Annotated in this window: 12 protein-coding genes; 5 read left to right on the forward strand and 7 right to left on the reverse strand. The window is 42.3% G+C overall.

The window, feature by feature from the left end:
• Positions 1-145: 145 nt before the first annotated feature.
• From I2483_RS14725 to I2483_RS14735, 3 genes are read right to left on the reverse strand one after another with little or no spacing between them, the layout of a single operon-like run.
• Entirely contained in the window at positions 146-1312 is a 1167-nt protein-coding gene (locus tag I2483_RS14725) for an acetoin utilization protein AcuC (protein ID WP_207277880.1), read from the reverse strand.
• Positions 1309-1956 (reverse strand): acetoin utilization AcuB family protein, encoded by a 648-nt coding sequence (locus I2483_RS14730; protein WP_207277881.1) that lies wholly within the window; start codon positions 1954-1956, stop codon positions 1309-1311. Before I2483_RS14730 ends, I2483_RS14725 begins: the two co-directional genes overlap by 4 nt.
• A gap of 16 nt (positions 1957-1972) precedes the next feature.
• On the reverse strand, positions 1973-2605 hold the full coding sequence (locus tag I2483_RS14735; RefSeq protein ID WP_207277882.1) for a GNAT family N-acetyltransferase: 633 nt from the start codon (positions 2603-2605) through the stop codon (positions 1973-1975).
• Between the two features lie 184 nt (positions 2606-2789).
• On the opposite strand from I2483_RS14735, the gene acsA reads away from it, so the two are divergent.
• Positions 2790-4502, forward strand: coding sequence for an acetate--CoA ligase (gene acsA, locus I2483_RS14740; RefSeq protein ID WP_207277915.1), 1713 nt, complete (start codon positions 2790-2792; stop codon positions 4500-4502).
• Positions 4503-4613: 111 nt separating this feature from the next.
• Here the strand turns inward: acsA and I2483_RS14745 are convergent, their stop codons facing one another.
• A complete protein-coding gene (locus tag I2483_RS14745) occupies positions 4614-7499 on the reverse strand; it encodes a transglycosylase domain-containing protein (protein WP_481886351.1) in 2886 nt (961 codons plus the stop codon).
• Positions 7500-7912: 413 nt separating this feature from the next.
• On the opposite strand from I2483_RS14745, the gene tyrS reads away from it, so the two are divergent.
• Positions 7913-9178 carry a tyrosine--tRNA ligase gene (gene tyrS / locus I2483_RS14750; protein WP_207277883.1) on the forward strand — a complete coding sequence of 422 codons (1266 nt, stop codon included), beginning with the start codon at positions 7913-7915 and terminating at the stop codon, positions 9176-9178.
• Between the two features lie 56 nt (positions 9179-9234).
• Complete coding sequence (locus I2483_RS14755; RefSeq protein WP_207277884.1) at positions 9235-9546, forward strand: nuclear transport factor 2 family protein; 312 nt, start codon at positions 9235-9237, stop codon at positions 9544-9546.
• Positions 9547-9725: 179 nt separating this feature from the next.
• Here I2483_RS14755 and I2483_RS14760 read toward each other — a convergent pair whose 3' ends face one another.
• Both I2483_RS14760 and rpsD read right to left on the reverse strand, forming a co-directional pair.
• Positions 9726-10538, reverse strand: a complete 813-nt coding sequence (locus I2483_RS14760) for a cobalamin-binding protein (RefSeq protein WP_207277885.1) — start codon at positions 10536-10538, stop codon at positions 9726-9728.
• A gap of 82 nt (positions 10539-10620) precedes the next feature.
• Complete coding sequence (gene rpsD / locus I2483_RS14765; RefSeq protein WP_207277886.1) at positions 10621-11223, reverse strand: 30S ribosomal protein S4; 603 nt, start codon at positions 11221-11223, stop codon at positions 10621-10623.
• 348 nt (positions 11224-11571) lie between these two features.
• Here rpsD and I2483_RS19695 point away from each other — a divergent pair, with 348 nt between their 5' ends.
• Together I2483_RS19695 and megL are read left to right on the forward strand one after the other, a co-directional pair.
• Entirely contained in the window at positions 11572-13440 is a 1869-nt protein-coding gene (locus I2483_RS19695) for a diguanylate cyclase domain-containing protein (RefSeq protein WP_207277887.1), read from the forward strand.
• A gap of 69 nt (positions 13441-13509) precedes the next feature.
• The gene (gene megL / locus I2483_RS14775; RefSeq protein ID WP_207277888.1) at positions 13510-14721 is read left to right on the forward strand and encodes a methionine gamma-lyase; all 1212 of its coding nucleotides are present in this window, start codon (positions 13510-13512) and stop codon (positions 14719-14721) included.
• A 56-nt stretch (positions 14722-14777) separates the two neighbouring features.
• Here the strand turns inward: megL and I2483_RS14780 are convergent, their stop codons facing one another.
• Positions 14778-15257: a GAF domain-containing protein gene (locus I2483_RS14780; RefSeq protein ID WP_275956148.1), complete on the reverse strand. Its 480-nt coding sequence runs from the start codon at positions 15255-15257 to the stop codon at positions 14778-14780.
• Positions 15258-15341 lie beyond the last annotated feature (84 nt).

Genomic DNA, 15341 nt, shown 5'->3' on the forward strand with positions numbered 1-15341 from the left:
ACTTCTAGCCACACTAGGCCACCTCAGTAAATCTGTCATAAATAGTTAGCCGTAAGCGGGCCGAAAATAGTCCAGTGAAAATGAAGGATATCAAGCCCTTCTCACCGGTATTTTATGCAAACAAATGGTTAATCAGAAGACGTGGTTATTTGTCAATTTTCTCGTTTCGGATCATATGTAAGGCCCGACTAAGCATTTGCGCATTTTTCTCGGTAATTTCATCTTTTCGTGGAATAGGTTCATAGAGTGGTGCAGGATCTTCCCAAGTAGGTATGAGTGTAACGGGAGACTGCTCCTGCCACGTCGATAGCCAGTCCGCGGGTAGAGGACCGGTAGGTGGAGGGACATTTTTCATCGCAAGCCAAATGTGAGCCCAAGCCCTTGGGACAACGCGCCAGATATCATATCCGCCACCACCGACGGCTATCCAGCGTCCTTCGCAATATTCTTCTGCAATTTCGCGTGCAACACGAGGAATTTCTTTATAAATATCCATTGTTCCATAAAGATGGGTCAAGGGATCGAAATAATGTGCATCTGCCCCATTTTGTGTTAAGATGACGTCCGGTTTGAAAAATTCAGTCACTTCTTTCATTGCTGTTTTATAAATTGAAAGGAATGACTCATCCTCTGTGAAAGCATCTATAGGGAAATTAAAGGAAGTCCCATAGCCTGCACCATTGCCGCGTTCGGTTATACCTCCGGTTCCAGGAAACAGGTAGCGACCAGTTTCATGGATGGATAGTGTACAGACTGTTGGATCATCATAGAAGCTCCATTGAACACCATCTCCGTGATGGGCGTCTGTATCGATATAAAGAACGCGTGCTCCGTATTTTTCCTGTAAGTATTTTATGGCAACTGAGCTGTCATTATAGACGCAAAAACCGGAAGCACGTCCATGGAATCCGTGATGCAGACCCCCACCCAGGTTTAATGCATACCTAGATCGTCCTTGCATCACTTCATCTACCGCAGTCAATGTACCGCCGACTAGCATGGCACTGGCTTCATGCATATTTGGGAAAATTGGCGTATCCTCTGTGCCAATACCGTAAATACTGCCAACATCCTCAGTTAGTTCACCTTTACCAGCCTTTTTTACGATATCAATAAAATTTTTGTCATGGGCAAGAAGTAATTCTTCGTCTGTTGCCATACGAGGTGCGATGATATCGCTGTCTTGAATGGCTCCAGATTTCTTTAAAAGGTCGAGAGTTAAGAGAATTCTTTTTTGGTTGAATGGATGCGAATCTGAAAAAGAGTAGCCAAGTTGCTCTTCTGAAAAGATGAAAACGGCATCTTTTTTCATACGTCAATTCCTGGAACATTTGGCCATAGGACCTCAAATCCGCTACCCTTCAGTCCCTCAATAATTTTGAGAGGATTCATTGAATTAATCCGGATGACTAGAATCTTATTTGCTTCGTTCTCTTTATCGGGATAGACGAGCACGCTCAAAACATTTAATTTCTGCTCGTGAAATACTTTGGATACTTCGAAAAGGATTCCGGGTGTATTCGGAACCCGCACTTCTATTTGTGAACCAGGTTGATGTGCGCCAGTCAATTCAATATACTTGTAAAGTAAATCTGTTTCGGTGATAATACCAACTAGTTTTTTGTTGGATACAATTGGCAGTGAACCTATTTTATTATCATAAAATAGTACCGCCGCTTCTTCAACAAAGTCCATTGGATGTCCAAGAATCGGGTTTTTCGTCATCACATCGGAAAGTAAAGTATCATACGGACTGTTGTCTTTTATTTCGGAAACGGAAGAGGGAACAACTTCTTTCAAGTCTCGATCCGTCACGATGCCGACTACCGTGCCATCCACAGACAGAATTGGCAAGTGGCGAACTTTTTTATCCCGCATGGCATCTAGTGCATCTTTTACCGTGTTTTCTGGTGAGAGAGTTAGGACATCTTTTATCATTATTTCTTCAATTAGCATTTGATTTATCCTCCCTTCAATACATGAATCGGTTCATGAACCGTAGATTGTCAAATTGCTGGATAGTTTCTTGATTAATCCTTTTGCCAATCCGTGCCATTAGGCAATTGGCTGGATGAGAACTTATTTCAGGATCGTCAGTTGCGTAGTATTCCAAACCACCAGCATTCATCATCTTCTCCATAACTTTTCTGTACTCCCAAACGTTAAGCTTTGTACCCTTCAAATCCCAGTGCCAGTAATATTCAGTCGTAAGAATAATATAATCTTCCATTGCATCGTCCATCATGGAAACGCGTAAAAGTGATTTACCAACTCCGCCGCCCCTGAACTTTGGAATAACTTCAATTGCACCGAGTTCGATTAATTTTTCTATATTTCCTTGCGACCATCGCTCCAGGGGATCGGGATACAAATAAGTTACGTAGCCCACAATTTCATTCGAATCGCGAACGATTAAAATACGACCTTCTGGGAGCCCTGCAATTTCAATGAGTGCCTTGTGTTGTTGTGCAGGAGGTCTGAATGCAACAAGATCCTCGTGAAAGTCAAGGCTAGCAAGGTAATCTGCAGTAATGGGCCCCTCGATAACAATGTCTCCATTCTTATGTTTTATCTCCATCGCGTTATATGTTTTTATATGTTCCAATATGATCACCTCCGTATTTGATATAAACCTACTATCTAGTATACAACAATATCGATAATTAAAAGCTAGTTGATTTCTACAAATTTAAAACTGTTGGAAAAATAAAATTAATTAGACAACTAGGTTTGGATTGGGGTAGAATGATAGTGATATTGTAATAATGAAAGGGTGAAGTGAATTGGTAATGAAAACGTTACCCGCAGTTAATGGGGATTATCAGTTAGCAGATTATGATCGTATGGCTGCAGAATTCAAATGGGCAGATGCAGAGAAAGAATTCAGCTGGTTTGAAAGTGGACTCATGAATATTGCCCATGAAGCGGTAGATCGCCATGCGGATTCCTATCGAAAAAACAAGGTTGCACTTTATTATAAAGATGCGAATCGCAAAGAAACATATACGTATAACGAAATGAAAAAGATGTCTAATAAAGCTGCAAACGTATTGCGCAATCAGTCGCCGCTTGAAAAAGGGGACCGGATTTTCATCTTTATGCCACGCTCACCGGAATTGTATTTTGCACTCCTCGGTGCGTTGAAGCTGGGTGCTATCGTCGGACCGTTGTTCGAAGCATTTATGGAAGGTGCTGTATATGACAGACTGTCTGATAGTGAAGCGACTTCAATCATCACGACACCTGAACTTCTTGATCGGGTACCTGTTGATAAATTACCACACCTGAAGACGATCTTTATTGTAGGAGAAAATGTGGTAGAAGAAGGTCTTATCGTCGACTTTAACAAGCATATGAAAGATGCTTCTCAGTACTTTCAAGTCGAATGGATGGACAGAGAAGACCCAACACTTCTGCATTACACTTCAGGTTCAACTGGAAAACCTAAAGGCGTCGTCCATGTACAGGAAGCAATGGTGCAGCAACTGCAGACAACGCGGTGGGTACTGGATCTAAAAGATGAGGACATCTTCTGGTGTACGGCGGATCCAGGTTGGGTGACAGGCACGGCTTATGGTATTTTCGGACCAATGCTTGCCGGGGCGACTAGCCTGATTCTTGGCGGCAGATTTTCGGCAGATGCCTGGTATGGGGCGATTGAGGAATATGGTGTCACGGTTTGGTATAGTGCGCCAACTGCATTCCGAATGCTTATGGGAGTTGGAGAAGGACCATTAAGCAATTTTGATCTTTCATCACTGCGCCATATTCTTTCCGTGGGTGAACCACTAAATCCGGAAGTAATCCGGTGGGGGTCTGATGCGTTTAAATTGCGTATCCATGACACATGGTGGATGACAGAAACAGGTGCGCAAACAATTTGTAATTTCGGATGTCTGCCAATTAAACCAGGATCTATGGGCAAACCAGTTCCAGGTATAGAAGCGGCCATTGTTGATGATCAAGGGAATGTATTGCCTCCAAATCATATGGGTAACTTGGCTATTAAAAAAGGCTGGCCTGCAATGATGCGACAAATTTGGAATAACCCAGAAAAATATGCATCTACCTTTATCAATGATGAGTGGTATGTTTCGGGTGACTCAGCATACATCGATGAGGACGGTTATTTCTTTTTCCAAGGTCGTGTCGATGATGTGATTATGACGAGTGGAGAACGGGTAGGACCATTCGAAGTGGAAAGTAAACTACTTGAGCATCCCGCGGTTGTTGAAGCTGGGGTTATCGGTAAACCCGATCCAGTTCGCGGCGAGATAATTAAAGCATTTGTGGCACTTCATGAAGGAATCGAGCCAACAGATGAATTAAAAGAAGATATTCGACAATTTGTTAAAAAAGGGCTGGCGGCACATGCTGCTCCGCGTGAAATTGAATTCAAAGATAAATTACCGAAAACACGAAGCGGAAAAATTATGCGTCGTGTGTTAAAGGCTTGGGAACTGAATTTACCGACAGGTGATCTGTCAACAATGGATGACTAAGAAAGGCGAATGGCGCCTGAAGCTAGACACTATTCTAAGTCAAAAAGATTATCCTTTCTCATCTTTCAAAAAAGAGCTTGTCCGCTATTGATAGCAGACAAGCTCTTTTTTCTATTCGTCTCCACTTGCAGGAGGGGTAGTGCCACTGTTATTCCCGTCCTCGCTTGCAGGAGGTGGAGTAACGGGCGGTACGTTTTCCGTAGAAGGCGTTTCAATAACTTCCTTTTCTGGTTCAGGCGCGGCAATGGTGACTGCATTGGAGCCATTTGAAAGTCTTCCGGTAATGTCGACAGCCTTGACCGTGTATGAGCCGGCCCCGACTGTAAAGGCGTTCGGAGAACCGTCTCTTATTGTTCCGATTTTAACATCGTTTGCATAAATGTAGTACCCAATAACATCATTTGAAGGTGAATTTCCCCAGGTAATTGTCGTTCCATTTAAAACAATAGTTATTGGTGCAGGAGCGACATCATCAGCATTAAATATAGCCCCGGACACGACATGAGATGCGAAAGCCGAGTTCGCTGGGAACAGTTTTGAAGCATCGCCTCTCCAAGGTCCGAGCATTCGGTCGATGAACACTTGGTTAACGCCTGTGCCGCCTGATGACACGAATTCGCCAGGTGTAGATGGAAGTGCAAGGTACTTCGATCCTTTAACAGACACATAAGAAGAAGAGGTAATGCTATCATCCGGTTGTGTAGGTAACATCACTTTTGCGTTGAATAAATCTGTTTTAACGAGCCCTGCAGACGAGCATGCAGCAGAGGGAGCAAGCCCGGAAATACCGCAGAATGATTTTTCAACGACACCGTCAGGACGACTGAATTTTGCAGAGGCTCCGACTATTTCTGGTGTGACTTCGTTCGCAGCATTCATAATACGGGCGAAAAGCATGCTTGTCCTTGTGGTAGGATGCAATGTTTGCTTTTCCAGTCCGTAATAGAGACTTCGTGTTCTGTCTTTGTATCCGAGCCAAACTCCAAGAGAAACATTTGGATTGTATCCAACAAGCCATGCGTCACCGTAACCTTGTGTTGTTCCCGTTTTGGCAGCAAGATCTGTAGTGAATTTCATGTTTTGTGTTACTTGCGAGCCTGTACCACCAGGTTTCAGAACATCCCGTAACATATCGGTAACGATATAACTCGTTTCGGGGCTAAAGACATCAACGGGTTCAATTTCATGCTGGTAGACGACATTGCCATCCATATCTTCAATTTTTTCGACGATATATGAGTCAATGAACTGCCCACCGTTTGCAAATGTTGCAAATGCATTCGTATTTTCCTCGACACTCATCCCGACCGTCATGCCTCCGTATGAAGTAGAGGGATTGACATAGTCCCCAGGAAGAAGTTTCGAGATACCCATCTTATCAAGGAATTCGGCAGGCCGTCGATCAAGGATGTCGCGATATAATCTAGCCGTTGCCAAGTTCAATGACTTGGAGAGTGCTTCCCTTGCAGGAATGATTCCATACTCCATTGATTTAGTATAGTTGCTCGGTGACCACATAGAACCATCCGATTGTTTAACATCAAACTTAACATCGACGACGGGACTACCAGCCCCGATTACACCATACTCAATAGCTGGTGCATAAACGAGAAGTGGTTTCATAGCAGATCCGTTCTGTCTGTATGCTTGCGTAGCATGGTTAAGCGCTTCGTGTTCATGTCCACGACCTCCGATGAATGATAAGATTTTACCGGTGCTATTTTCGATCATAATTGCACCGACCTGGACCGGATCCTCCACCAATTCGACCTCGCCGGAATGAGAATCTTTTACTTCACGCGTATAGGTGAATCCGTAGTTTTTGAAATCATTACCGACTTCATTCATCTTGTCGTATAGATCCTTGTTAACGGTAGAGTAAATTCTATAGCCATCATTTTTCATTGAACGCGTCGCAAGTATCGAATACTTTTCTTTTAATTTCTCTTCTTGCTTAAGACGTTCAGCATCGACTCCATCTTTTTCTGCGATAATTTTCGCAAGTATTTCTACCGTGCGATTCTGAATTTCTTGCGTCAAATAAGGATATCTTTCATTCGCGCGCATGACGGGATCACGGAAATCTTTTGTAATATCATAGACGATTGCTTCGTTGTATTGCTGTTCGGTTATATAGCCAGTTTCCTTCATCCTAAAAAGAACAGTTTTCATCCGATTGATTCCTGGCTGTAAGAATTCTTTTTCCTTCAATCCGCCACCACTTTTAAAAGGGGTATAAGCGAAAGGAGCCTGAGGAAGCCCTGCGATAAAGGCGGCCTGCGGTAAATTCAATTTCGCCGCTTTTAAAGCGAAAATACCACCAGCGGCAGTTTCAATACCTGCGATATTTTGCCCATTTGAATTACGGCCGTATGGAATAATGTTCAAGTAAGCTTCAAGAATTTCATCTTTTGTCATGAAATGCTCAATTCTCATTGCCAGTAGCATTTCTTTCGCTTTTCGTTCATATGATACTTCGTTGGTTAAAATTTGGTTTTTAATAAGCTGTTGTGTCAGAGTCGAACCGCCAGTTTGGTTATCAGAGTTCGTTACATCCTGTAATAGTCCGCGGAAAATTGCTTTAGGAACAATGCCCTCATGCTGTTCGAAATACTCATCCTCTGTGGCGAATACCGCATCAATAACGAATGGGGATACACTTTCCAGTTTTGTCTCCTTACGTTCTATATCAGAGTTAACTTTACCGATATAGACATTGCCAGCGAGATAAAGTTCGGACGTTTCTTCGTAGGTGAAAATTGCGTCCCGCATTTCTTGCTTGGACCGGAGTGGTTCTTTGGCTACCAATGAAGCGAAATAGCCTGCTCCGACTGAACCGGCAAACACTACAAGTGTCAAACCTACTACGAGGAATAGGAGAAACAGGTTCCAGGTGACGCCTGATGTGATACGCATCCCTTTAGCCCATTTCGTTTTAGTCATCGTTTCAAGTTTCTCTTCTATTAGATCAATACGATTCTTTTGATGTTTACTCACTAAAATCAACCTCCTGAAATCTTACCTATTATAGCACATTTCCATAAATGCCAATCGAAAATGTTTGACAACTTTTGAATATAGGTTAGAATTATTGATACATATACTTTCACATGTTGAATGGGTCGAAGTAGTGGTTGTGGAACCGTTTAGAGAGACAGCGGCTGGTGAAAGCTGTCCGGTAATCCAATCATGAATTACAGCTCTGGAGTGTGACGCGTGCGCAGTGTTATTGCGTTTTGAGTGGAGAATTTTTTCTCAAGCCGGGTGGTACCGCGTTAATACGATAATTAGCGTCCTTGCATGATTTTATTAATCGTGTAAGGGCTTTTTTGTGTCTAGTTAAAGGTTCTATGCGCTCCGAGACTCACTCGACGCGGTGCGTTATTACTTAAATTTCAGGAGGGGTTAGGATGAAAGAGAAATTGATGGAAGACTTAAAGTGGAGAGGGTTACTTTACCAACAGACGGATGAGGCGGGCCTTGAAGATTTGCTGAATAAGGAGAAAATTTCTCTGTACTGCGGTGTCGATCCTACTGCGGACAGCATGCATATTGGACATATCGTTCCACTGCTAACGCTTCGCCGTTTTCAAATGCATGGACATCGTCCGATTCTACTTGTTGGCGGAGCTACGGGGATGATTGGGGATCCATCAGGTCGCTCGGAGGAAAGACAGCTACAAACGACTGAACAGATTGATAAAAACGTTGCTGGGATTAAGAAACAGATGGAGCAGATTTTCGATTTTAGTTCTGAAAATGGTGCGCAAATGGTGAATAATAATGACTGGGTCGGTTCGATGAGTGTCATCGAGTTTTTACGTGATTACGGTAAATTGTTAGGCGTGAACTACATGCTTGCGAAAGACAATGTTGCATCACGTCTAGATAGCGGGATTTCCTTCACGGAGTTTTCGTATATGCTTATTCAAGGAATTGATTTCAACCATTTATTCAATAATTATGGTTGTAGAGTCCAAATTGGCGGATCGGATCAGTGGGGCAATATTACGACGGGACTTGAAGTGATTCGTAAAACGCACGAAGAAGAAGTGAAAGCATTCGGCATCACGATTCCACTGGTTACGAAAGCAGATGGTACGAAATTCGGTAAAAGTGCGGGTGGCGCAGTATGGCTTGATGCAGAAAAAACATCTCCATATGAATTCTATCAGTTCTGGATCAATACAGCTGATGCGGATGCCGTCAAATATATGAAAATCTTCACGTTCATAGAGCGTGAAGAAATCGAAGCGTTTGAAATTACGGTACAAGAGGAACCACATTTACGGAAAGCGCAACTTAGACTGGCAGAAGAAATGACACGCCTGATTCACGGCCAGGAAGCGCTTGACCAAGCAATTCGCATTTCTAAAGCATTATTCAGCGGTGATTTGAAAACACTTACTGCGAATGAAATGAAAGACGCATTCAAAGACGTCCCTTCGTTTGAAATGGCGAAAGAAGTTAAAAATATCGTTGACTTTATCGTTGATTCTGGCGTGTCACCATCAAGACGACAAGCTCGCGAAGATGTGACGAATGGTGCGATTTCATTGAACGGTGAACGGGTGACGGATACAGCATACGAGGTCAGCGCAGCAGATCGTCTGGATGATGCGTTTACGATTGTTCGTCGTGGTAAGAAAAATTACAAAATGGTGAAATTCGTTTAATTATGGACGCTAATGAAAAAAGGATCCATAGTCTGGTCATTCGGCAGTAGAAAGAGATGCTTGAGGGAAGTGTAAGGAATTCCACATCCGAAATTAAACGCCTTATCGCAGAAGAGTTTTATGAGTTCGGCAGTTCGGGTAGTGCATTCGGCTTCGCAGATCTATTTCCAAGGCTACAAGAAGAATCAGCAACGATTCCTTATGAAATGACTGAAGAACGGGTGAAGTTTTTCGGTGATAAAGCCGTTCTACTGACATATAAACTGTTGCGAGGTGAACGACATACGTTGCGCAGTTCGATATGGGAAGAAAAAGCGGTCGGCTGGCAAATGACATTCCATCAAGGGACGATTGTTCCGGAAGATTGAAGAAGAAAGATTTGAGGTAATCTGGCGGACATTCATGGCAAGTCGTGAAACTGTGAGGACAACGGTCAGAACTGTCATGGTAGCAACCGAAAACGTCATGAAAAAGTCCTGAAATGTCAATATTTTACAATGCGAAAGGCTGTTTTCCCAACCAAAAAGGGGAAAACAGCCTTTTCATTTTATGAGTTTCTAATCCACTTAGGTAGTTGCAAATCTGCATATATTTCCGGATGAATGATTTTTGCTAATTTTAAAGCACCTTCAAGAAGTCGCGGAGAAGGGCGGCAATATAGCTCTTCTTCCATTACTGAAAAGCGGTCACTTTTCACGGCGTCCAGCTCTTTCCAACCAGGCCGTTTCAGAACGACTTCTTTTTTCACTTTGTTGATCCGTACACCGACCCACGCTAGTAGAATATAATCAGGTTCTCTATTTAGTACATCCTCCCAGTCAGTTTGGACACTGGCAAGTTCGACGTCACGAAATTCATTCAAACCACCGGAAATAGTGCTTATTTCGGTCAGCCAATTAATCTTTCCAGGTGTAAATACAGGTTTTGGCCACCACTCCCAGTATAAAGAAGGGGTAACTTTGACGGTTTCAGCACGTTTTTTCATGTCTTTAATAAATAATAGATACTCCGCTTTAATTTGAAGTGCGTGTTCTTCAATCCCACATGCTTTTCCTACGGTTAACAGGTCTTCTGCAATATCATCCAGGCTTTGCGGATTTAACACTAAGTGTGGAATCATTCGCTTTTCGAGCTCTGCGATATTTTTTTCCATTCCAGGAACACTGAGCGATGCAAGCACTAAGTCAGGTGCGAAAGATTCCAATTTATCCATATCAATCGATAAGTCAGGTCCTAATTTCGGTAAAGAATGGATACCGCTAGGCCAATCAGAAAAATCATCAACTGCAACGAGTTGATCAATGAGTCCTAGATAGGCGAGCAGTTCCGTATTACTCGGGCAAATCGATACAAGTTTCATATAATCACCTCATAAGTCGTAGTATGTACAGTATATCACGAAAAAAAAGAGCCCTGTAAAGGACTCTTTTCCAAAGATGCTATTAACGAGAGTAGAATTCAACGATAAGTGCTTCGTTAATTTCTGCTGCAAGTTCGCTGCGCTCAGGCATACGGACGAATTGACCGACTTTAGTATCTTTGTTGAATGTAACGTATTCAGGAACATAGCTGCTCACTTCAAGCGCTTCATTTACAGTATCAAGGTTTTGAGATTTCTCACGGAAAGAAATTTCTTGACCAGGTTTAACACTGAAAGAAGGGATGTCAACGCGTTTACCATCAACCAAGATATGGCCGTGGTTTACAAGTTGGCGTGATGCACGACGTGTGCGTGCAAGACCCATGCGGTATACAATGTTATCTAGACGAGTCTCAAGAAGAATCATGAAGTTAACACCGTGTTTACCAGGCATCTTACCAGCTTTGTTGAAAATCGTTTTGAATTGACGTTCGTTAACGCCAAACATGAAACGAAGTTTTTGTTTTTCTTGTAATTGCTTTCCGTATTCAGAAAGTTTTATGCGTTGGTTAGGACCGTGTTGTCCCGGGCCGTAAGGGCGTTTTTCAATTTCTTTTCCTGTGCCTGTAAGTGAAATCCCAAGACGACGGGAAAGTTTCCAAGATGGACCTGTATAACGAGCCATGAAAGACTCCTCCTCTATTGTTGGTTTTATTTTGTTGTAAAATAAGAACCAGATGTGTTCAATCCAAATGCCATTCTATCATCTTGCATCCTCGCCTCCGCAGCCAGGAAGTTACTCGATGCACCTTGTAAAAGGAATAGACTGGACAACCTGAAACACACAACTGCTGCAACTATTTTACACAAGTTCCATCATAACAACTATAGAAGTAAGAGTCAAGCTTCATACTTGTAAACTAAAATAAGCCAAATGAGCTATGTAAAGTAATGGTATCTATAGTACCATTGTATTATAATGGTAGTAAGACTTATTTGAATTCTATATACAGATTAGGATTGGGGTGATTGTGTGACGGATCATCAATTGACGATGCTTAAAATTAAAAGCGATTTGATGGATTTATGGACCAAAGATACTGCTTTGCAGTCTTATGAACAATGGTTTAAGGCGTTGAAACTAAAACTAAATAACCATTTTCATATTGCAGAAGCGGACTATTTCATATATGCCAACAATAGTTTCGTGCCTCTTAAAGGACATAAATCTGTTTCTAAGAGGAAAGAAGCTTTAGTGTTCGATGCACTGAAAATGGGAAAAGCGTTCAGCCGTGATTCTTTAATTTCGCGAGTTAAAGAGAACGGTTTTAACTATGCCGACGACTTTCTTCTATTCCAAAACTTGAAATCTGAACCTCTAGGATTGCTGGTTCTTAAATCTACTGATGAATGGAGGGCCTTTGCTGCAACGCCATTTCTACATGAGCTCGAAAAGGTAGTGAGCGACATCATTGAGATAGTAAGGGAAATGGTGTTTCTTGTAAAAGAGAAAAAAAGCTCTAGGCGTTTGTTCGGAGTCACCGAATTATTCAATTCAACGATGCAAAGTAATGTGATTTTAGATGGCGTAGTCTCTGCGATATCTAAAAACTTTCCATCATCTGAAGTGGGGCTTCTTTTATCTCATGATCAAAATGGGATGACGCATAACTATAAGTTACTTGATTACATGAACGAAAGACAGTCTGCAATGAATGCGTTCGTATCGGGAGAATTAACAAGGGAAGTTATGCCCGAACTGTCTTGCACGTTGATCAATGCACCAATCAGAGGAAGACAAGGTATCTATGGTGTGTTGCAAATTAAAGCACCAGTTGACCTCGTTTTTTCATCCACACAGAAAAAGTTTGTCAGTATGGTAGTGAATACTGCAGGAAGTGCGCTGGAAAAAGCGATTCTACATGATCAATCCCACCGTGTTATCGAAGATTTACAACTTGTCAATGAAACGTCAAAAAAATTGAATAGCAATATGCATTTTGGAGAAATGACAGCATTTTTGAAACAGCAATTGCTGAAAGCGTTTCGACCAACAGAAATTGCATTCGTTTTTAACAATGAACAAGATGGTTATGACATCTCACAATTAAGTTCGGATTTTTTTCGGACTGAATCCGGCAAGAATTATATTGAATTCGCCTCTAACCACTTAAGGAGTGGTAAAGAAGCTTTATTTGATGCGAATTTCAGCGGCACTATGAACGAACCAATTGGTTACGAGTCAATCATTGCGATTCCAATTATGAATCAAGAGCTACTTACTGGCTTCGTCGTATTACTGCATATGGATCAGTACTATTTTTCATTTGACAGTTTCAAACTGATACAATCTCTAATTGGACATTCTTCGCTTGCACTTGCGAACTCAGTATTGCGTGACCAGTTACAGGAACTTGTTGATAAAGATCACTTAACCAAGCTCTTTACGAGAAGTTACGTAGATAAGATTATTGAAAAGTCGATTGTTGATGATGAAATGGGTGTTTTTGTTCTCGTAGATGTCGATGACTTCAAGAAGGTAAACGACACATATGGACATGTTACTGGTGATGATGTGCTGAAGCAGATTGCTTCCACCATACTTTCAGAAGTATCCGGTAGAGGTGTTGCCGGAAGGTGGGGTGGAGAAGAAATCGCTATCTTTTTGCCATTGACAGGGTTTCAAGAGGGAGCACTATTTGCGGAACGACTGGTCAAACTTATCCCTGATACCACTGAACCCTCGATAACAGTATCGATAGGGATGCATAACTGGACTTCGAAACGACAGTCAACTTATAAAGAGCTGTTTCAACGTACTGACAAAGCACTATATATGGCGAAAAATAACGGTAAAAATCAAGTGGTAATCCATGAGAAAACCAGTTGTATCTTTTCCTAACTATGATTAAAGAGTAAACTAATAGAGAGGGAGTTAGAATATTTGAAAAACATAAAGGGGGCAATGGAAATGGACAAAAACAACCTGCACAAAGATACGATTGTCATCCATGAGGGATATGAGGACAGGGAACATCAGGGGAGTTTAGCGGTCCCACTCTACCAAACATCGACCTTTTCGTTTGAAACAGCATTACAAGGGGAGAATCGTTTTTCGGGTGTTGAGGAAGGGAATATTTATTCCAGACTTGGTAATCCAACTGTCCGCGTGTTAGAAGAGCGTATGACAGCCCTTGAGAACGGAAAAGGTGCACTTGCATTTGGTTCAGGGATGGCGGCAGTCAGTACGATTCTCGTCCACTTGACGAAATCAGGTGATCATATTCTTTGTTCACGTGGAATTTATGGCTGCACATTCGGACTTCTTGGTATGCTGAATGACAAATACAATATCACGCATGAATTTATTCAGATGAAGACAGAAGAGGAGATTGAACGGGCTATAAAACCGGAAACGGTCTGTATATATATTGAAACGCCTATCAATCCGACAATGGAACTTGTTGATCTTCACGCAGTCGTGAATGTAGCCAAACGTCACGGACTTCGTGTTGTAGTCGATAATACTTTCTCGTCGCCCTATTTGCAAAATCCGCTCGATATCGGAGCGGACTTCGTTTTGCATAGCGCAACAAAATATATTAACGGCCATGGAGATGTCATAGCTGGGCTTCTTGTCGGAGCCGACAAAGAAGAGATGGAGTCAATCCGTATGTCCGTTCAGAAAGATTTCGGAGGCATCATATCACCATTCGATGCTTGGCTTTTAATCCGCGGATTGAAAACGCTATCGGTTCGCATGGAGCGCCATACCTCAAATGCCGAAAAAGTGATTGCTTATCTAAAAGGTGAGAAACTTGTGGAAGAGATCTACTATCCGTTTGATAAAGACAATCCACAATATGAAATAGCGAAACGCCAAATGAGAGCAGGAGGCGGCCTGATTTCATTTACAATTAAAGGTGGTAAAGAAGGGGCTCAGCTATTCATGGATAGCCTTTCCCTCATTAAAATTGCAGTTAGCCTGGGGGACGCAGAAACGCTTATCCAGCATCCCGCGACGATGACACATTCAGTTATTCCAGAGGCAGAGCGTCTGCAGATGGGTATCACTGATTCTTTGTTAAGGCTTTCAGTCGGTCTTGAACATGCTGAGGATCTTATAGCTGACTTCAAGGAGGCATTCGTAATCATGGAGACGGCAATTACCGAGCGGGCTTAACCAATGAAAAAACTGCCCTGGCCACCGATTGTCCGGTGGTCAGGGCAGCTTGTTGTTCAAAGATGTTTGACAAGAACCTCGACGAGATACTCTAGTCCAGCTCGATCTTCTTCAGTGAAGCGGTTCAGCTCAGGACTGTCGATGTCAAGGACGCCTAGCAAGACACCGTCTTTTAATAAAGGTACGACGATTTCAGACTGTGAAGCCGCATCGCATGCAATATGTCCAGGAAAAGCATTGACGTTTGGCACGACAATTGATTTTTTTGTTTCAGCCGCTGTTCCGCAGACACCTTTTCCAAGAGGGATTCGGATGCACGCGGGTAGACCTTGGAAAGGGCCGAGTACCAGTTCTGCGTCATCCATTAAGTAAAAACCGACCCAATTGATGCGGTCGAAAAATTGATTGAGTAAAGCAGAAGCGTTGCTCAAGTTTGCGTACATATTTTTCTCGCCTGTCAACAATGCGTCCAATTGACTTGAAAGTTGTTCATATTTCACTTTTAAATCAGTGGCATAGTCAATTCCTTGAAACAAATAGAACACCCCTTGTAAGTATATTTTATTTTAATAAGTATACATTTTAAGACGTTTATAAACAATCTTTGTCGATTATTAGGA

Source organism: Sporosarcina sp. E16_3 (genome assembly GCF_017347125.1).
In the GTDB taxonomy this organism is placed as follows: domain Bacteria; phylum Bacillota; class Bacilli; order Bacillales_A; family Planococcaceae; genus Sporosarcina.

Bases quoted from the DNA above. Each gene is read 5' to 3' on its own strand.
- I2483_RS14725 (WP_207277880.1), bottom strand. From the start codon at position 1,312: ATGAAAAAAGATGCCGTTTTCATCTTTTCAGAAGAGCAACTTGGCTAC.
- I2483_RS14730 (WP_207277881.1), bottom strand. From the start codon at position 1,956: ATGCTAATTGAAGAAATAATGATAAAAGATGTCCTAACTCTCTCACCA.
- acsA (WP_207277915.1), top strand. From the start codon at position 2,790: ATGAAAACGTTACCCGCAGTTAATGGGGATTATCAGTTAGCAGATTAT.
- tyrS (WP_207277883.1), top strand. From the start codon at position 7,913: ATGAAAGAGAAATTGATGGAAGACTTAAAGTGGAGAGGGTTACTTTAC.
- I2483_RS14755 (WP_207277884.1), top strand. From the start codon at position 9,235: ATGCTTGAGGGAAGTGTAAGGAATTCCACATCCGAAATTAAACGCCTT.
- I2483_RS14760 (WP_207277885.1), bottom strand. From the start codon at position 10,538: ATGAAACTTGTATCGATTTGCCCGAGTAATACGGAACTGCTCGCCTAT.
- rpsD (WP_207277886.1), bottom strand. From the start codon at position 11,223: ATGGCTCGTTATACAGGTCCATCTTGGAAACTTTCCCGTCGTCTTGGG.
- megL (WP_207277888.1), top strand. From the start codon at position 13,510: ATGGACAAAAACAACCTGCACAAAGATACGATTGTCATCCATGAGGGA.